18 protein-coding genes are annotated in these 16,896 nt (G+C 74.0%); 9 read left to right on the forward strand and 9 right to left on the reverse strand.

What is annotated here, in order from left to right; translation table 11 throughout:
• The first annotated feature begins 25 nt into the window (after positions 1–25).
• From PAI11_RS01660 to PAI11_RS01690, 7 genes are all read left to right on the forward strand, one after another.
• Positions 26–1,180: a sugar isomerase gene (locus PAI11_RS01660; protein ID WP_007570160.1), complete on the forward strand. Its 1,155-nt coding sequence runs from the start codon at positions 26–28 to the stop codon at positions 1,178–1,180.
• On the forward strand, positions 1,177–2,544 hold the full coding sequence (locus PAI11_RS01665) for a glutamine synthetase family protein (protein ID WP_007570162.1): 1,368 nt from the start codon (positions 1,177–1,179) through the stop codon (positions 2,542–2,544). Before PAI11_RS01660 ends, PAI11_RS01665 begins: the two co-directional genes overlap by 4 nt.
• Complete coding sequence (locus PAI11_RS01670) at positions 2,531–3,331, forward strand: gamma-glutamyl-gamma-aminobutyrate hydrolase family protein (protein WP_007570164.1); 801 nt, start codon at positions 2,531–2,533, stop codon at positions 3,329–3,331. The genes PAI11_RS01665 and PAI11_RS01670 overlap by 14 nt, the downstream gene beginning before the upstream one ends.
• A 3-nt stretch (positions 3,332–3,334) precedes the next feature.
• On the forward strand, positions 3,335–4,504 hold the full coding sequence (locus tag PAI11_RS01675; protein WP_007570166.1) for an iron-containing alcohol dehydrogenase family protein: 1,170 nt from the start codon (positions 3,335–3,337) through the stop codon (positions 4,502–4,504).
• Between the two features lie 7 nt (positions 4,505–4,511).
• Complete coding sequence (locus PAI11_RS01680; protein ID WP_007570168.1) at positions 4,512–5,243, forward strand: FadR/GntR family transcriptional regulator; 732 nt, start codon at positions 4,512–4,514, stop codon at positions 5,241–5,243.
• Positions 5,244–5,344: 101 nt separating this feature from the next.
• Entirely contained in the window at positions 5,345–6,277 is a 933-nt protein-coding gene (locus PAI11_RS01685; RefSeq protein ID WP_007570170.1) for a hypothetical protein, read from the forward strand.
• A gap of 123 nt (positions 6,278–6,400) precedes the next feature.
• Positions 6,401–7,381 carry a hypothetical protein gene (locus PAI11_RS01690; RefSeq protein ID WP_007570172.1) on the forward strand — a complete coding sequence of 327 codons (981 nt, stop codon included), beginning with the start codon at positions 6,401–6,403 and terminating at the stop codon, positions 7,379–7,381.
• A gap of 46 nt (positions 7,382–7,427) precedes the next feature.
• On the opposite strand, the gene PAI11_RS01695 is transcribed toward PAI11_RS01690, so the two are convergent.
• Complete coding sequence (locus tag PAI11_RS01695; RefSeq protein WP_007570174.1) at positions 7,428–8,045, reverse strand: TetR/AcrR family transcriptional regulator; 618 nt, start codon at positions 8,043–8,045, stop codon at positions 7,428–7,430.
• A 286-nt stretch (positions 8,046–8,331) separates the two neighbouring features.
• On the opposite strand from PAI11_RS01695, the gene PAI11_RS01700 reads away from it, so the two are divergent.
• On the forward strand, positions 8,332–9,753 hold the full coding sequence (locus PAI11_RS01700; RefSeq protein WP_007570176.1) for an alpha/beta hydrolase: 1,422 nt from the start codon (positions 8,332–8,334) through the stop codon (positions 9,751–9,753).
• 208 nt (positions 9,754–9,961) lie between these two features.
• Here PAI11_RS01700 and PAI11_RS01705 read toward each other — a convergent pair whose 3' ends face one another.
• Genes PAI11_RS01705 through PAI11_RS01715 form a run of 3 tightly spaced genes read right to left on the reverse strand, consistent with a single transcriptional unit; the run spans position 9,962 to position 12,752 of the window.
• Positions 9,962–10,219: a 4Fe-4S dicluster domain-containing protein gene (locus PAI11_RS01705; protein ID WP_007570180.1), complete on the reverse strand. Its 258-nt coding sequence runs from the start codon at positions 10,217–10,219 to the stop codon at positions 9,962–9,964.
• Positions 10,220–10,227: 8 nt separating this feature from the next.
• Entirely contained in the window at positions 10,228–11,274 is a 1,047-nt protein-coding gene (locus PAI11_RS01710) for a carbon-nitrogen hydrolase family protein (RefSeq protein ID WP_007570181.1), read from the reverse strand.
• Positions 11,271–12,752 (reverse strand): NAD(P)/FAD-dependent oxidoreductase, encoded by a 1,482-nt coding sequence (locus PAI11_RS01715; RefSeq protein ID WP_040597659.1) that lies wholly within the window; start codon positions 12,750–12,752, stop codon positions 11,271–11,273. The genes PAI11_RS01710 and PAI11_RS01715 overlap by 4 nt, the downstream gene beginning before the upstream one ends.
• A 127-nt stretch (positions 12,753–12,879) precedes the next feature.
• Between PAI11_RS01715 and PAI11_RS01720 the strand changes: the two genes are divergently transcribed.
• Positions 12,880–13,590 carry a TetR/AcrR family transcriptional regulator gene (locus PAI11_RS01720; RefSeq protein ID WP_007570186.1) on the forward strand — a complete coding sequence of 237 codons (711 nt, stop codon included), beginning with the start codon at positions 12,880–12,882 and terminating at the stop codon, positions 13,588–13,590.
• Positions 13,591–13,627: 37 nt separating this feature from the next.
• Here the strand turns inward: PAI11_RS01720 and lhgO are convergent, their stop codons facing one another.
• From lhgO to nthB, 5 genes are all read right to left on the reverse strand, one after another.
• Entirely contained in the window at positions 13,628–14,839 is a 1,212-nt protein-coding gene (gene lhgO, locus PAI11_RS01725; RefSeq protein ID WP_138974046.1) for an L-2-hydroxyglutarate oxidase, read from the reverse strand.
• Positions 14,836–14,961, reverse strand: a complete 126-nt coding sequence (locus PAI11_RS28250) for a hypothetical protein (protein WP_007570191.1) — start codon at positions 14,959–14,961, stop codon at positions 14,836–14,838. The genes lhgO and PAI11_RS28250 overlap by 4 nt, the downstream gene beginning before the upstream one ends.
• A 101-nt stretch (positions 14,962–15,062) precedes the next feature.
• Positions 15,063–15,452: a nitrile hydratase accessory protein gene (locus PAI11_RS01730; RefSeq protein ID WP_007570193.1), complete on the reverse strand. Its 390-nt coding sequence runs from the start codon at positions 15,450–15,452 to the stop codon at positions 15,063–15,065.
• A complete protein-coding gene (gene nthA, locus PAI11_RS01735; RefSeq protein WP_007570195.1) occupies positions 15,449–16,036 on the reverse strand; it encodes a nitrile hydratase subunit alpha in 588 nt (195 codons plus the stop codon). Before nthA ends, PAI11_RS01730 begins: the two co-directional genes overlap by 4 nt.
• Positions 16,033–16,764: a nitrile hydratase subunit beta gene (nthB, locus tag PAI11_RS01740; RefSeq protein WP_007570197.1), complete on the reverse strand. Its 732-nt coding sequence runs from the start codon at positions 16,762–16,764 to the stop codon at positions 16,033–16,035. The genes nthA and nthB overlap by 4 nt, the downstream gene beginning before the upstream one ends.
• Positions 16,765–16,896: the final 132 nt, after the last annotated feature.

Below are 16,896 nucleotides of genomic sequence, written 5' to 3' on the forward strand. Positions count from 1 at the left end.
CCGATCGTTCGAAAGGACTTGAAAGTTGGCCAGGACCAGCGCTGAGGTCGAGCAGCAGCTCTCGCGACTCGAGATCGAGACTCCCTCGTGGGGGTACGGCGACTCGGGGACCCGCTTCGCCACGTTCTCGCAGCCGGGCTGCCCGCGCGACCCGTTCGAGCGGATCGACGACGCCGCCGAGGTCCACCGGCTGACGGCGGCGGCCCCGGCGGTCGCGCTGCACTTCCCGTGGGACCGGGTCGACGACGTCGCGGCGCTGCGCCGCCACGCCGAGTCGCACGGCCTGCGGATCGGCGCGGTCAACCCGAACCTCTTCCAGGAGCCCGAGTACAAGCTGGGCTCGATCGCCAACCCGGATCGCGCGGTGCGCCAGCGCGCCGTCGCGCACCTGGTGGAGTGCGTGCGGATCGCCACCGAGCTCGGGTCGACCGCCCAGTCGCTGTGGCTCGCGGATGGCGTCAACTACGTCGGGCAGGACGACCTCCGCGACCGTCGCGAGCGGATCCTCGAGTGCCTCCAGGAGGTCTACGCGGAGCTGCCCCCCGAGCAGCAGCTGCTGCTCGAGTACAAGCCGTTCGAGCCGGCCTTCTACGCGACGGACCTCGCCGACTGGGGCTCGGCGCTGCTCTTCTGCCAGCGGCTGGGGGAGCGGGCGGCGGTGCTGGTCGACATCGGCCATCACCTCCACGGGGCCAACATCGAGCAGATCGTCGCGATCCTGGCCGCCGAGGGCCGCCTCGGCGGCTTCCACTTCAACGGCCGCCGCTACGCCGACGACGACCTGATCGTCGGCTCGGTGAACCCGTTCGAGCTGTTCGCCATCTTCGTCGAGCTGGGCACCGAGCTGCCGCGCCTGACGATCGACCAGGCGCACAACGTCGAGGCCAAGGTCGAGGCGATGACGCTCTCGGTCGTCAACGTTCAGGAGGCCTACGCGAAGGCGCTGCTCGTCGACCGCGACGCGCTGGCGGCCGCGCAGGCCGACGGCGACGTGCTCGGGGCCCACGAGCTGCTCCTGGACGCCTTCCGCCGCGACGTCCGCGACCTCTGCGGCCGGGTGCGCGTGGCCGCCGGGGGCGTGGCCGACCCGGTGGCGGCGCTGCGCGAGTCCGGGTACGCCGAGCGGATCGCCCGCGAGCGGGGGAGCGTGGCCGCCGTCTCGGCCGGAGGCAACGGATGAGCGGCGACGACCCGCGCGCGCACGCGCTCCCGGGTCGTCTCGCGCCGGACCAGCTCCGCTCGCTGGTCGCCTCGGGCGAGGTCGACCAGGTCCTGCTCGCCTTCGTCGACATGCAGGGCCGGCTCCAGGGCAAGCAGCTCGGCGCCCCCTACTTCGTCTCCGACGTCCTCGACCACGGCGCCGGCGCCTGCAGCTACCTGCTCAGCGTCGACGTCGAGATGGCGCCCCAGGAGGGGCTCTCGACGAGCAGCTGGGAGACCGGCCACGGCGACTTCTCGCTGATCCCCGACCTCGCCTCCCTGCGGCTGGCCGCCTGGCGGCCGCGGACCGCGATCTGCGTCGCCGACGCGGTCTGGCCCGGCGGCGATCCGGTGCTCCCGTCGCCCCGGCAGATCCTGCGACGGCAGGTCGAGCGCCTGGCGGAGCGCGGCTGGACCGCCAGCACCGCGACCGAGCTGGAGTTCATCGTCCATCGCGAGAGCTACGCCGAGGCTCGCCGGCGCCACTACCACGACCTGACGCCGGTCAGCGACCACAACGTCGACTACTCGCTGCTGGGGCTGCGCGCCGGCGCCCCGCTGCTCGACCGGCTGGCCGCCGAGATGCCGCGCTCCGGCCTGGCGCTGGAGTCCGTCAAGGGCGAGGCGAATCTCGGCCAGTTCGAGATCAACTTCCGCCACTCGGCGCCGCTCGACGCCGCCGACGGCCACTCGATCTTCAAGCACGCGGTCAAGGAGATCGCCGCGCAGGAGGGCGTCTCGGCGACCTTCATGGCCAAGTGGGACGAGCGCGAGGGCAACTCGTGCCACCTGCACCTGTCGCTCGCCGACGCCGAGGGCCCGCTGTTCGCCCGCGACCGGCGGACCTTCGACGGGTTCCTCGCCGGCCAGCTGGCGTACACGCGCGAGCTGACGCTGCTCCTGGCCCCCAACGTCAACTCGTACAAGCGCTTCGCGGGCCACTCCTTCGCCCCGACCGCGATCGCCTGGGGGCGCGACAACCGCACCTGCGCGCTGCGGGTCGTCGGCGACGGCGGCTCGCTGCGGATCGAGCATCGCGCCCCCGGCGGCGACGTCAACCCCTACCTGGCGCTGGCCGCGATGATCGCCGCCGGCCTCCGCGGGATCGACGAGGGACTGGTGCCGGAGCCGGCCACCGAGGGCAACGCCTACGCGTCGAGCGCCCCGCGGCTGCCGGCCACGCTCGACGACGCGGTGGCCGCGTTCCGTGCCAGCGAGGTTGCGGCGCAGGCCTTCGGCCCCGAGATCGTCGCCCACTACGCGCGCGCCGGGGAGATCGAGATCGAGGCCGCCCGAGCGGCCGTCACCGACTGGGAGAGGGTCCGCGGCTATGAGCGGCTCTGACGCGCGGCGCCGGCCGCTGATCGGCATCTGCGCCGCATGGGAGCAGGCCGCCTGGAGCTTCTGGGACCAGCAGGCCGCCGTCGTCGCCGGCACCTACCTGAGCGCCGTGCGACGCGCCGGCGGCACGCCCGTCGTGCTCGTCCCGGAGCCGCTCGCCGAGGCCCAGATCGAGTCGCACGGCGCCTGGCTCGACGGCCTGCTGCTGATCGGCGGCGCCGACCTCGATCCCGCGTCCTACGGGCAGCCGGCGGCGACGCGGACCGAGGCCACGGTCCCGCTGCGCGACGCGTTCGAGATCGCGCTCGTCCGGGCCGCGTTCGCCTGGGACCTGCCGGTCCTGGGCATCTGCCGCGGCCTGCAGATCCTCAACGTCGCGACCGGAGGCACCTTGCACCAGCACATCACGGACGCCGGGTTCGCCGAGCACCGTCCGCTGCCCGGCAGCCTGGGGGAGTCGACCCGCCACGCGGTCGTGGTCGAGCCCGGATCGTCGCTGGCCGTCGACGGCCCGGGGCCGATCACGGTCAACTCGCACCACCACCAGGGGATCGACCGGGTGGGCGAGGACGGCCGGGTCGCGGCGCGCGCCGAGGACGGGCTCGTCGAGGCCGTGGAGTGGCCGCGGATGCGCCACGCGCTCGGCGTGCAGTGGCACCCCGAGGAGCTGGAGCTGGACACGACGATCGCCGACCTGGTCGCGGCCGCCGCCGACCGCGCCCGCTCGCGGGTCCTCGTCGAGCGCCCCGTCGTCGAGGCCGAGAACGTCTTCCACGCGACGGAGGCCTGAGCGATGCCGCAGATCATCCCGCCGTTCGGCAACCACCTCCCGGTCCGGATCCGGTTCGGCGACGGCGTCGCGAACGAGCTGCCCGAGATCGTCCGCGAGATCGGCGCCGGCAGCGCGCTGATCGTGGTGGACGACGGCCTCGAGCAGGTCAACCCGGCGGTCCGCGACGCGCTGGACGCGCTCGCCGCCACCGGGATCGAGGTCTTCCGCAGCCCGAAGGGCGCCGGCGAGCCGCGCGGGGCGGACGTCGACCGCGCCGCCGCCGGGTTGCGCGCGAGCGGCGCCGGCGTCGTCGTGGCGATCGGCGGCGGCTCGGTGATCGACACCGCCAAGGCCGCCCGGCTGTGCGCGCAGCAGGGCCTGACGTTCGCCGGCTTCCTGGCCTCCGACCGTGCCGTCCCGCCCGCCGACGTGCCGCTGATCGCGATGCCGACGACCGCGGGCACGGGCTCGGAGGTCTCGGGCGGCGCCGTCGTCTTCGACGACCACTCGGGGACCAAGGCCGGGATCGCGAGCCCGAACCTGCGCGCCGAGCACGCGATCGTCGATCCGCTCCTGACCCACTCGACGCCGCCGGCGACGACGGCGTTCAGCGGGATCGACGCGATCGCGCAGGCGATCGCCGGGATGGTCGCGCGGACGCGGACGCCGATCGGCGACGCGATCGCGCTGGAGGCGATCCGGCTCGGAGGGCGCTCGCTCGTCGCGGCCTACCGCGACGGCTCCGACGCGGCGGCACGCTCGGAGATGGCCTGCGCCAGCCTGCTCGCCGGGCTGACGATGAACATCTCGGACTGCGCCGCGGAGCACTCGCTGGCGCAGGCGATCGGGAGCCGGACCGGAGCTCCGCACGGCCTCACGGTGGGGCTGGTGCTGGTGGAGACGCTGGAGCGCGAGCGGCAGGTCGTCCCGGAGCAGCTGGAGCGGGTCGCCGATGCGCTCGGGGTCCCGCCGGACGGGAGCGCCGACGGCGGGCGCGCGGTCCGCGCCGTGCGCGAGCTGCTGCGCGAGCTGGACTTCCCGGTGCTCGGCTCGCTGGCCGTCCGCAGCGACCTCGACGATCTCACCAGGCACGCGATGGCGGACTTCTTCATCACCCAGTCGCCCCGGCCGTGGTCGGAGGCAGAGGTGCGGGCGGCCTTCGAAGGGGCACTCGCCCTGGTCGGACGCTGAGGCCGCGATGTCGAACGCCGTCGATCGCGTGCGGATGCTCGGGCCGGTGTCGATCCCGAGCGCCGCCGAGGTGGTTGTCGCGCAGGTGACGAGGGCGATCGAGCTCGGCCGCTTCCTGCCGGGCGACCAGCTCCCGCCCGAGCGCGAGTTCGCGGTCCAGCTGGGGGTCTCGCGGATGACGCTGCGGGCCGCCCTGCGCGACCTCGAGGAGGCCGGGCTGCTGAATCGGGAGCGGCGGGGCTCGGGCGGCGGCACGCTGGTGATCGCCGCCGGGACGATCGGCATCGGCGACGCCGAGCACCGCGCGCTGCGCAGCGAGCTGGAGGAGATCTTCGAGTTCCGCATCGCCTGCGAGTCGACGGCCGCCGAGCTCGCGGCCGGGCGGCGGACCGACGCGCACCTGGCGCAGCTCGAGCGGGCGATCGAGGACCTCGGGTCCGGGCTCACCGCGAGGCGCTTTCGCGCCGCCGACAACGCCTTCCACCTGGCCGTCGCCGACGCCGCCGGCAACCGCTGGCTGCGGCAGGCGGTCGAGGACGCCCGGGCGGCGATGTTCACGCCGTTCGACACCGCGCGCTTCGAGCTGGTCGTCGCCAGCACCGTCGAGCACCACCGCCGGATCCTCGACGCGATCGCCGCCGGCGACCCCGAGCGCGCCCGGGCGAGCAGTATCGAGCACATCCACGAGGCGAAGCAGGAGATGCTCGTGGTGCTCGCGATCGCGGACCGTTCGGCCTGAGCCCGATCCAGACACGCGCGTGGACGTGGCCGGTCGGCGGCGCTAGGGTGGGCGTCCGGCCGTGGTTGGCCGCCGTCCTACGAGGGGGAAGGGGCAGCAGCATGAAGCTGTGGAAGCTGGTCAGCGGCGGAGTCGTCGCCGCCGTCGTGTCGTTCGGGGGCGCGCCCGCGGCGCAGGCGGCGTGCCCGCCGGACATGCCGTGTCCGCCGCCGGGCACGCTGCCGACGGTCGACATGGCCGCGGTCGTCCGGGCGGCGACGCTCGACCCGGCGCGCAGCGACCGGGTCACGACGGACGGGGCGGCCGACGACGTCAAGATCGTCAAGCGGGCGCTGGTCGCGGAGGGGTTCCTGCCGGCCAGCACGACGATCGACGGCTACTTCGGCACCGCCATCGTCGCCGGCTGGGGGCGGTTCGAGCGCTCCCGCGGCGAGAACGACATCTGGACGAACAACGGGCTGCCCGGCCTCCAGGAGCTGCAGGCGCTCGCTCCCGGCCGCTTCAGGCTCGTCAACGCCTACGACGTCGGCGGCCGCACCACGGTCGACGGCGAGACGGTCAACGCGCGGACGAAGGCGATGTTCCTCGAGGCCGACCGCCTGGCCCCCGGCGCGTCGATGACGGTCATCCAGGGCAGCTACTGCGGCAGCGGCTGCGCGTCCGCCTCGGCCGAGACGCACTCCGGCGGCGGCGCGATCGACATCCGCAGCCGGGACGTCAGCGACACGGTCAACAACCAGCGGGTCGCGGCGCTGCGCAAGGTCGGCTTCGCGGCCTGGTTCCGGCACACCGGATCGTTCGCCGGCAACCAGCACATCCACGCGCTCGCGATCAACGACTACCAGGCGTCGTGGGCGGCCTACGGCGTCGACACCGCGCCGGGATCGGTGACCGCGAACTACGGCGGCAACTGCCAGATCTTCGAGTTCAAGTTCCTCAAGGACGGGCTCGGGGGCTGCAACGACCGCCCGCGGTCGACGGCGGCCCAGATCACGCCGCTGGTGACGTGGGAGAAGTACCTCGCCAGTCACTAGCCGCTCGGCCTGAGGCCCGCCGGCCGGTCGCGGATCGGGGCGGGGTGGTGGTTCACGTGGGCTTCATGGGCCCGTCGCGAGGATGGCCGCATCGTCCTTCCCGATTGCCCTTGGAGGCCCCTGATGTCCATCACCTCGTCCCGCTCGAAGCTCGCCGTCCTCGCCGTCGCCATCGCGTCGGCGGGCGCCGCCCTCCCAACGATCGCCTCGGCCGACTCCGACGCGATCCGTCCCACCCGCGTGGCCAACTGGACCCTCACCGAGGGCCAGGCCGCCACGCTCCGGGTCAAGCTCACCTGCGAGCGCGGGTACACCCCCTGCACCTTCCTGGTCGACGGGATCGGGCTGACCGCGAAGCGCTCGGACGACTTCACCGCCCGGACGAAGCCCGCTCGGTCGAAGCTGAAGATCCGCCGTGGCGGTCGCTCGATGATCGCGACGGTCTCGTTCACGGCCGTCGACGACGCGGTCTGCGAGGGCACCGAGACCGCGCGGGTGCGGGTCATCAAGCGCACCCGCGGCGCCGGGTCGCGCCGGGACTACGGCAACGTCACGATCGCGGACGACGACTGCGACACGCCGCCCACGCCGGGCCCGCGGCCGGACCCCACCGATCCCAAGCCCGATCCCAAGCCCGATCCGTCGCAGCCCTTCCCGGCCGACTCCGGCTCGCCGACGGTCACGACGACCGCCCTGACCAACGGCACCCTCGGCGAGTGCACGACCCCGCAGTGGATCGGGGCCCGGGCGACCGACGGGGTGGACGGCTGGTTCAACCGTGGCTGCGCGGTCAAGGTCACGTGCCCGACGACGGCGCGGGTCTGCAGCGCCCGGGCCGAGTCCCGCCACTCGCTCGAGCGGGCGATCGACGGGGAGCGCGTGTCGCTCAACTCCCGGATCACGGCGTTCAGCGCCAGCGGCGTGGCCTTCTGGTTCCGCGACCAGTCCTCCGCCGGCGCGGGCTTCACGCGCAACGAGGATCCGGGCGTGATGATCCGCGGCGGGGAGTCGGCCCGGGTCGAGTGCAACGGCGTTCGCATCGCCCCGACGGCGCCCAACCGCTCGCAGATCGGCTGCTCCCTGAGCGTCGAGCGCGTCTCCTGACCAGCGACCTCGGTCGCCACCGGACGGCGGGCCTCGCTGGCGAGCGTCAGCGAGGCCGCAGGCCGTCCAGCAGCAGGTCGACGATCCCGCTGAGCGCGTCGGCGGTGGTGACGCGGCTGGTGCGGGTGAAGTCCGGGTCGGTGAAGCGCAGGACCGACGCGAACATCACCTCGGCGACGACGCGGCCGTTGACCGGGCGGATCTCGCGCTCGGCGATCGCGTCGTCGATCAGGTCCTCGAGGGTGTCGCGGCAGACGGCGATCCAGTGGTCGAGGAGCATCCGCGCCGGCGCGTAGCTGCGGACGCCGTCGAGGAACCGCGGGCCGAGGTCGGCGAAGTCCAGCGCGCCGCTGGCGAGCATCGCGCGTATGCGGTCCATGTTGGTGTCAGCTTGGTCGATCGCCGTGGCGCCACGGAGCGAGATCCGGCGCATCATCCGGTCGAGCACCAGGAGGAGTAGCTGCTCCTTGCCGGGGGCGATCTCGTAGAGCGTGCTGCGCGAGCAGTTGGCCTCGGTCGCCAGGTCGCCCATCCGGACCCCGCGAAGGCCCTCGCGGCGGAAGACGGCCTCGACGGTGTCGAGCACCTCCTCCTGCCGATGGGAGAACCGCTGCCGACCGGGGGCGAGGCCGCCGGAGTCGGCGATCCGCGCCGGGTAGCTCATCGGTCGAGGCTAGCAGCGGTCCGGTCGCTCGCCGCAGCTCCGCCCCGGCCTCGGCGCGCACAAGAACTGTAATGTCGTCTGCGGGAGAGTACAGCGACTGGTCGACTGGTCGGCCGGTTGGGAGAGGCGAGATATGTGCAGATCGGCAGTTATGTTCGATCGTGACTGTTACGGTGGCCCGATGGGGAGTGGGGCGCGGCGTGCACGTCGACGGTGGGGGACGGCTGCGCTCTTGGCCTGCGGCCTGGCTCTCGCGGGCGCGGGCTCGGCGTCCGCGAGCCAGCTGGTGGAGATCACGATCCCGGCGCGGGGCGGCGAGGTGACCGATCGCTGGCTCGGCTACTCCGGGGCGCCGCGGGCGAAGGTGCTGCTGCCCGACGGCTACGACCCGAACCGCGCCTATCCGCTGCTCCTGCTGCTGTCGGGGCTGAACAGCAACTACCGCGCCTGGTCGAGCCCCAACGGCGGCGACATTGCGCGCACGGCCGCCGGCCTGAACGCGATCATCGTGATGCCGGAGGGGGCCGGCGGCTGGTACACCGACTGGTGGAACGGGGGGCGCCGGGAAGGCCCCGCCTGGGAGAGCTACCTGCTCGACCAGGTGATCCCGCAGGTCCTCCAGCGCTACCGGATCCGGCCCGAGCGGCGGTACCACGCGATCGGCGGGGTCTCGATGGGCGGGCTCGGCGCCGCCTACCTGGGCGGCCGGCTGCCGGGGTACTTCGGCTCGGTCGTGGTGCTCTCGGGCTTCGTCGACCTGGCCGTCTATCCGTCGCTGATCGTCGGCTCGGCACAGTCCGCCATGACCCAGCTGAACGCCGGAGAGCCGCTCGATCTGCAGGCCGTCGAGGGGCCGCCGGGCGGCTTCTACGAGCGGGGCCACGACCCGGTCCGGCTGGCCTCGAACCTGCGCGAGACGCGGGTCTACATGGCCAGCGGCGACGGAACGCTCGGGCCCGAGGCGCTGCGGCCGGACATGCTGGCGTACTGGGCCGCCGAGAGCCTGGTGATCGCGCCCCAGTCGGTCAACTACGCCGCGGCGCTGCGGGCGGCCGGTGTCGACGTCCGCTACGACCGCGCGACCGGCTACCACGACTCCGCGACCCCGCGCCGCGAGCTGCGCAACGCGATCCGCTGGGGCCTGTTCGAGCCGGTCGACGAGCACCCGACGAGCTGGGTCAACGACACCGTCGCGACCCATGGCCGGCTCTGGGAGTTCGGGTACCGCTTCGACGCGCCGCCCGATCGCGTGGTGCGCTTCCGGCGGTCGGGCAGCCGGCTGTCGGTCGGCTACGCCGGGTCGCCGGTGCGGATCGTCACCGACGGCGGCTGCCGCTATCGGATCGCCACCCCCGGCAGCATCCGGATCCCGGACGCGCCCTGCACCACGGCCGCGCCCGCCGCCCCGGCCCCGCGGGCGAGCCGGGCGCGACCGCGCGTCACCCGCATCAGCCTGTCGGCGCGGCGGCTCGGCCTGCGCGTCTCCTCGCCGGCCACCGTCCGCGTCGCGATCGCGCGGCGGACGGCCGCCGGCCGCTGGAGAACGGCCCGCCGGCTCTCGCTGTCGACGGCGCGTCCGCGGACCACGCTCGGTCGCCGTCTGCGGCGCCTGCCCGGGGGCCGCTACCGGGTGGTCGTCCGCGTCCGAAGCCGGGCGAGCGGGCGCTCGCGGACCGTTCGCGCGCAGCGCAGCGTCCGCTCTTCCTGATGCACCGGGACCGACCTCGTCGCCGCCTGCGCGTCAGCCGCCGGCCTCGTCAGCGGGCGGCGTCGGCGACCGCGCGCGCCCAGTCCGCGAACGGGGTCCAGGCGACCTCGGGTAGCGGGCGCGGACGGCGGCGACGTCGATGCCGTAGCCCGGTGGCGCCGAGGACGAGGATCGGTTCGGGCATGTGGTGGGTCGTGCGGGCGGGTGGCTAGGCGTAGTACCCGGCATTCTTCCCGACGTAGGACTGCAGCTCGCTGGGGACCTGGTCCTCGCTGAAGATCGCGTCGACCGGACAGGACTCCGTGCAGGCGTCGCAGTCGATGCACTCCTCCGGGTCGATGAAGAGCTGCTCGGCGGCGTCGTAGCCGTCCTCGTCCGGGGTCGGGTGGATGCAGTCCACCGGGCAGACGGCGGCGCAGCTGGCGTCCTTGCGCCCGATGCACGACTCGGTGATGACGTAGGCCATGTCGGACCTCAGCCGCGGAACGTGGTCGCGACCGGTCCGGTGGCGGGCTCGCCGGCGGGGATCTCGTCGGGCAGGTCGCCGGTCGGCAGCGACTGCCATCCGAAGCCCCTTCGGGCGTGGCGCCAGCGGTACCAGATCGAGCCGTGGGCGTTCATCCCGTGCCAGGCGATCCCGGTGGTGGCGACCCTCGTCATGTCCGGGATCCAGAGCCGGTCGCGCAGCGGGGCGCTCGGCCGGGGCGGAGTCGACAGGTCGACGTCGGCGGCCACGTGGCCCTCGCCGTCCTCCTGGGCCAGGCGCGCCAGGACCGTGCCATCGCGATCGCAGATCTGCGACTCCCCGAGCATCGTCGTGGGCCAGGGCAGGCCGGGAACCATCGGCGTGTCGCTGACGATCGGCCCGACGTGCGCGGCCATCGCGACCGGCACTCCGGTGATCCGGGCGACCTGGCCGGGCAGCTCCCGCTGCTGTCGCGACCAGCGCTGGTGCTCGCTCGTCATCCACGTCCCGAGCGGGCCGGGCCAGTTGGACGGCATCGACGGCCAGCACATCCCGCCGAGCACCACGCGGGCCTCGCGCTCGCGGACCCGCTTGGCGGTCCGGTAGCGCGCGAGCTCCCAGCCCGAGGCCAGCCCGACCGTGACGCCGAGCGTCGAGCTGCGGACGACGCCGTCGTCGTCGCCTCCGCGGTAGAAGTTGCTCTCCCACGCGGACGGCTGGTCCTTGTCGTGCAGGTGCGCGGATCCGTCCGGCTCCGCCAGCACGTAGGTCCCGTAGGCGTGCTTGCCGCGGACGGCCAGGAAGCCGCCGCCGACCACGCAGTCCAGCTCCCTCGCCAGGCGCGTCAGGAGCTGGAAGGCCTGTCCGTCGACGGGCAGCGCGGTGTCCCGCAGCACGCGCGCGAACACGTTCGGCGACGTGCAGGCCTCCGGCGCCAGGATGACGTCCGGAGCGTGCTCGCGGTGCGCGTCGCGGATCAGGTCCTCGACGCGCGCCAGGTTCTCGCTGACCGCCCCGAGCGTCAGGGCGGGCTGGATGACGGCGATCCGGGTCATGCCGCCACTCCCACCGGCGCGGCCGCCGTCGATCCGGCATGCGCGTCGCGATCGTCGATCGCCAGCACCGCCGGCGGCGTCGGCATCTCGGGATCCGGGTGGTCGGAGCCGAAGACGAGCTGCGTCTCGCGGAACCGCCCGCGCCAGCGCTCCCGCCGGATCTCGAGCTCGGTCCGCAGCTCGGGCACCGCCCGCGCGATGGTCTCCCTGCGGGGGCGCTCGCCGCTCACCATCGCCTTGGCGACCATCTTGATCAGGCGGGGCAGCGGGGCGATCTGCTGCGGCGTGCGCGCGCGGCTGAAGACGTCGGTCAGGTCGGGGCCCGTCGTCCGGCCGGCGTCGCGCACGAGCTCGCAGAGCGCCGGGGACTGCCGCTCGACGCGCGTGTCGAGGTTCGCGAAGTGGTAGGCGGGCAGGCAGTGCTCGTCGCGGTGGCGCTCCCACGCCCGGGTCACCCGGTCGGTGGCCAGCGGATCGTCGAGGTGGGGGAGCACGCGCTCGGCGAGCGTCCGGCCCATCCACATCGCGTCCCTCATGCCCTGGCCGGTCACCGGGTCCTTGAAGTGCGCGGCGTCGCCGACCAGCGACCATCCGGGACCGGACGACGCCCGGAAGAACGCGGTGCAGTCGGCGGTCGAGCGGATCTTCGAGGCCGCGGTCCAGTCGGTGCCCGCGACCCGCGCGCGCAGGCCGGCGTGCTGCGCGAGCTTGCGCTGCCAGTAGGCCTCGCCATCCGCGCGGGCCTCCGAGACCTCCTCGCGCGGCCCCATGAAGAGCACCAGCATCCGGCCCTTGGGGGCGATCGGGAACACCAGGCCGAACGACTCGCCCTCGCGCCACTGGTAGAAGGTGTCGGTCTCGATGCCGCCCTCGCCCGCCCGTGGGTCGGTCGCGTAGCGGAAGACGAGCCCGCGACCGTTGCGGGACATCCGGTACGGCCGCGAGGCGCCAGCGGCGGCGGCGACGGTCGAGCGGCGGCCGTCGGCGCCGATCACCAGCCGGCAGGAGATGTCCCGGAGCTGGCCCTCGGGATCGCGGTAGCGCACGCCGCTGACCCGTCCGGCGCGCCAGTGCAGCGCCTGGAAGGCGGACTTCTCGCGGACGTCGACGCCCTGCTCCCTGGCCGTCGCGACGAGGCACACGTCCAGCTGGTCCCGCGGGATGCAGACGCCGAAGTCGACGCCGGTGTCGCCGGGCCGCATGCGCTCCAGCGCCTCGATCCCCTCGGCCGCCACGTTGATGTGGTGCACCCGGGTCGGGTCGCACTCGTCGAGGATCCGCCGCAGCGCGCCCATCTTCGCGAACTCGGTCACGCCGGTCGGCGTGAGGAAGTGGGTCGAGAGCTGATCCGACGGAAAGCTCATCTTGTCCAGCGCGATCACGCGCCTGCCCGCCCGGGCCAGCGGGATCGCCGCCGCGCAACCGCCGACCCTCGAGCCGATCACCACCACGTCTGCCGTCTCCTGCGGAACTGCCATCGGTGCTCCTCCTCCTCGTCTTGACCGGGCACCAGGCTGGCAGATCCCGTTCCTATTTACAAGCTCATTCATTTATGAGGAACATTGCAAATAGCGGGCTCGGCGATCGATCTGGGACGATTGCGACGTGAAGACGCCTGCATCGAGCGGCCGGGTGGCCACGAGGCGAACCCGCACGCGCGCGGCGCTGATCGAGGCCGCCGAGCGGGCGTTCATGCTCCACGGGTTCAACGGCGTCACGGTCGAGCGCCTCGCCGAGGAGGCCGACGTGTCGGTCGGCTCGATCTACGGGCACTTCGCCAACAAGGACGGCCTCTACGTGGCCGTGGCCGCCCGCGCGGTCGACCTCTTCGCCGACTACCTCGCCCGCGCGTACCGCTCCAGCTCCTCGCCGCTCGAGCAGGTGATGGCGGCGGGCGACGCCTACCTGCGCTTCCACCTCGAGCACCCGGGGCTGTTCCGGTTCATCGCCTTCGCCGGCGTCGAGTCCCGCCCCTCCTTCACGACGGAGGCCGAGGACCGCGAGATCACCGAGCGGCTGACCGCGGTCATCGACGGCTTCCGCGACCGGATCGCCGCCGCCGTCGAGCTCGGCGAGGCGGGCCCGCACGTCGATCCTCATCTCGCGTCGCGCTTCCTCTTCGGCGCGTGGAACGGCGTCGTCGCCCTGACGCTGCGCGACGACGGCCTGGCGCTCGACGACGAGGCGATCAGCGCGTGCATCCTCCAGGCCCGCCGGATCGTCGCGGAAGGGCTCACCGACCCGGGGCACCGCTCGCCGACGGGCTACTCGCGGGCCCGGCTGCTCGAGATCGAGCCGGCGGAGCGCGACGGGTGACGGCCATCGGCGGTCGATGACCTGATCCGGTCGGCGATCAGGTCATCGTGGCCTCGGCGCGGTCGGCGATTAGGTCGGCGATCGCCAGCGACGAGGTCGCGGCCGGCGAGGGCGCGTTGCGGACGTGGACCGCGCCCGGCCGCTCGTCGAACACGAAGTCGTCGACGAGCCGCCCGTCGCGGGCGAGGGCCTGGGCCCGGACGCCGGCCCAGCCGGGCTGCACGTCCGCCACCCGCAGCTCCGGGACGTAGCGCGCGAAGCCGCGGACGAACGCGCGACGGCTGGCCGCGGTCGCCAGCTCGGTCAGCGCCGGCCGCCAGAACCGCCGGGCGACCCGCCAGGTCCCGGGCCAGCGGAGCGTCGCCCCGAGGTCGCGCCGGCGGACGCGGTGCAGCGCGTAGGCGTCGCGCGCGCCGACGAGCAGCGCCGTCGGCCCCAACAGCACGTCGCCCGAGACGTGGCGGGTCAGGTGCACGCCGAGGAACGGCAGGTCGGGGTTCGGCACCGGGTAGATCAGGCCCCGGACGAGGTGCCGGGCCTCGGGCCGCAGCCGCAGGTAGGCGCCGCGGAACGGGACGATCCGCGGGTCCTGCGGACCACCGTCGGCGACGGCCAGGCGGTCGGACCAGCCGCCGGCGCAGCCGATCAGCGCGACGGTCTCGATCGCCTCGCCGTGCTGGTCGACGAGCGTCCGGCCGCGGGCGCGCCGGACGATCGAGCGGATCTCGCGGCCCAGCAGCAGCTCGCCGCCGGCCCCCCGGACGTCCTCGGCCAGCGCGCGCGCGACGACGGCGAAGTCGACGATCCCCGTGTCGGGCGAGTGCAGCGCGGCGACGCCGGTGCAGTGCGGCTCGATCTCGCGCAGGCCGTCGCCGTCGACGCGGCGGATCCGCACGCCGTTGACGGCGGCCCGCCGCTCCAGCTCGGCCAGGCCGGGCAGGTCGCCGTCGTCGAGGGCCACCACCAGCTTGCCGACCCGCTCGGTGGCGATCCCGCGGCGCTCGCAGTAGGCGTACATCCGCCGCGCGCCGTCGACGCACAGGCGCGCCTTCAGCGAGCCCGGCGCGTAGTAGATCCCCGCGTGGATGACGCCGCTGTTGCGGCTGGTCTGGTGGGCGGCGACCTGCGCGGCCCGATCGACGACGGCCAGCCGCAGGCCCGGCCGCCGGGCCAGCAGCTCGCGAGCGGTCGCCAGGCCGACGATCCCGGCCCCGACCACGACCACGTCGTAGGGTCCCGCCGCGCTCACGCGCTGACCCCCGGCCGGGCGCGCCGGTCGCCGAGCGGCCAGCGGACGCGCGCCGGCCAGGCCAGCTCGCGTCCCCCGGTCACGGCGCGTCCGGGGGTGAAGTCGGCGGGCACGCCGATCATGGTGCTCGATCCGCGGGTCACCGGTCCAAGTTCAGCAGCACCGCGCAGGCGGTGACCAGCACCGCCAGCGTCGCGATCCCCGCCTGAACCGGATCGGCTGCCTAGAGGCCCCGGTCGCGCAGCGCACCGTGGTCGTGATCGTCGTCGTGCTCGTGGGCCTGCTGGTGGGCGATCCGGGCCTGCACGGCGTCGAGCTCGGCGGGGTCGATCAGCCCGTGCTCGCAGAGCGCCGCCTCGAGCGCCGCCGTCCAGCGCGCGTAGTAGCTCCAGGTGCCGTCGTCCGGCGCGGCGCCGGCGGCGTCGCGCTCGCGCTCCCAGGCCCCGATCTCGGCGATCAGCCGGTCGCGGAAGGCGTCCCACTCCCAGCGGCCGGCCTCGGTCATCGCGACGGCGACCGAGAACGCGCGGGCCTGCCACGGCTCCTCGAAGACGAGCTCGCCGTTGGAGCGCGGCAGCGTGGCCTCGGCCCGGATCGCGTCGGCGGCGCTCATGCGACCGGCTCCGCGGCCAGGCCGGTGCCGATCATCGAGTCGCGCGTCACCAGCCCGACGAGGTCCTCCTCGGCGAGCCCGTCGGTCCCGGCCGGGCGCATCGGCAGCACCAGGTAGCGGACCTCGGCGCTGGAGTCCCAGACGCGGATCCGCGTCTCGGCCGGCAGCTCGGTCCCGAGCTCGCGGATGACGGCCCGCGGCTCGCGGATCGCGCGGGCGCGGTACTCGGGGCTCTTGTACCAGGCGGGGGGAAGCCCGAGGACGCCCCACGGGTAGCACGAGCAGAGCGTGCAGGTGACGAGGTTGTGCGTGTCGGGCGTGTTCTCGACGACGATCACGTGCTCGGCCACGAACCCGCCGACGCCGAGCTCGGCCATCGCCGCCGTGCCGTCCTCCAGCAGGCGCGCGCGGAACGCCTCGTCGGTCCAGGCGCGGGCGACCACCCGGGCGCCGCGCAGGGGTCCGACATCGTGCTCGTAGGTCGAGGCGACGCGATCGACGACCTCGCTGGTCAGGATCCCCTTCTCGATCAGCAGGGCCTCGATCGCCCGCATCCGCAGCGCGACCTCGTCGTTGTCGCTCATGGTCGCTCCTCCACCGGTTGCAGGTAGCTCTCGAACAGGTCCGCCGACACGGTCAGGCCCGGCTCGGCGTCGGCCCAGATCTCGCCGGCGTCGAAGCGGACGGCGTAGAGGTGCTCGACCCGGTCGGTGCCGACGACGGCGGCGTCCGGCAGCGCCATCGGCGGGTGCACCCGGTCGACGACGCCGTCGCGCTCCTGGGCGTATCCCGGCAGGCGGGTGTGCGAGCGGCCCAGCGCGTCGACGGCGATCCGCCGGGTGCGCACGACGTCCCCGACGGCGAAGCGCGGCGGGTCGGGGAGCTCGCGCAGGAGCGGTCCGCCGTCGCGCAGCAGGCCCTCGACGCGTTGCAGCAGCTCGGGATCGCGACGGTCCTCGTCGGGTTCGTGGCCCTCGGTGATGGCCGTCGCCCTGCGCTGGATCTCCGCCGCGGTGAGGACGCCGTGGGCCTCCAAGCAGGCCTCGAGGCTGTACGCCCATCGGCGGTAGTACCCCATCGAGAACTGGGCGGCCGCGGGCAGCCCCTCCATCCGCATGCGCCACTCGTCGACGCCGTAGAGCGCGGCGGCCATGGTTCCGATCGTCAGCCCGAGGCAGCGTCCCTCCCAGCCCTCGGGGTACGCGGCTGCGTCCGGGGTCGCGTCGACCGGCCCCAGCCCGCGCGCGCCACCGAGGTCGTGCGGACCGTTGCGGACGGTCGCTCCGGGCGCCCGCCGATCGTGGCGCGTCATGTCGGGACCCACCCTCGAGACACCGCCCCACTATAGCGGGTATACCAGCGCGGTCATATGCAGAATGTCGACGCGGTGCCCCTCTGCGGCGGGAGAGCGGGCGGCTCTCCCGGGCGCTCGGCCGGCACCGCG

This window comes from Patulibacter medicamentivorans, assembly GCF_000240225.1.
Lineage (GTDB): Bacteria > Actinomycetota > Thermoleophilia > Solirubrobacterales > Solirubrobacteraceae > Patulibacter > Patulibacter medicamentivorans.

Bases quoted from the DNA above. Each gene is read 5' to 3' on its own strand.
- PAI11_RS01665 (WP_007570162.1), top strand. From the start codon at position 1,177: ATGAGCGGCGACGACCCGCGCGCGCACGCGCTCCCGGGTCGTCTCGCG.
- PAI11_RS01670 (WP_007570164.1), top strand. From the start codon at position 2,531: ATGAGCGGCTCTGACGCGCGGCGCCGGCCGCTGATCGGCATCTGCGCC.
- PAI11_RS01675 (WP_007570166.1), top strand. From the start codon at position 3,335: ATGCCGCAGATCATCCCGCCGTTCGGCAACCACCTCCCGGTCCGGATC.
- PAI11_RS01680 (WP_007570168.1), top strand. From the start codon at position 4,512: ATGTCGAACGCCGTCGATCGCGTGCGGATGCTCGGGCCGGTGTCGATC.
- PAI11_RS01685 (WP_007570170.1), top strand. From the start codon at position 5,345: ATGAAGCTGTGGAAGCTGGTCAGCGGCGGAGTCGTCGCCGCCGTCGTG.
- PAI11_RS01690 (WP_007570172.1), top strand. From the start codon at position 6,401: ATGTCCATCACCTCGTCCCGCTCGAAGCTCGCCGTCCTCGCCGTCGCC.
- PAI11_RS01695 (WP_007570174.1), bottom strand. From the start codon at position 8,045: ATGAGCTACCCGGCGCGGATCGCCGACTCCGGCGGCCTCGCCCCCGGT.
- PAI11_RS01705 (WP_007570180.1), bottom strand. From the start codon at position 10,219: ATGGCCTACGTCATCACCGAGTCGTGCATCGGGCGCAAGGACGCCAGC.
- PAI11_RS01710 (WP_007570181.1), bottom strand. From the start codon at position 11,274: ATGACCCGGATCGCCGTCATCCAGCCCGCCCTGACGCTCGGGGCGGTC.
- PAI11_RS01715 (WP_040597659.1), bottom strand. From the start codon at position 12,752: ATGGCAGTTCCGCAGGAGACGGCAGACGTGGTGGTGATCGGCTCGAGG.
- PAI11_RS28250 (WP_007570191.1), bottom strand. From the start codon at position 14,961: ATGATCGGCGTGCCCGCCGACTTCACCCCCGGACGCGCCGTGACCGGG.
- PAI11_RS01730 (WP_007570193.1), bottom strand. From the start codon at position 15,452: ATGAGCGCCGCCGACGCGATCCGGGCCGAGGCCACGCTGCCGCGCTCC.
- nthA (WP_007570195.1), bottom strand. From the start codon at position 16,036: ATGAGCGACAACGACGAGGTCGCGCTGCGGATGCGGGCGATCGAGGCC.
- nthB (WP_007570197.1), bottom strand. From the start codon at position 16,764: ATGACGCGCCACGATCGGCGGGCGCCCGGAGCGACCGTCCGCAACGGT.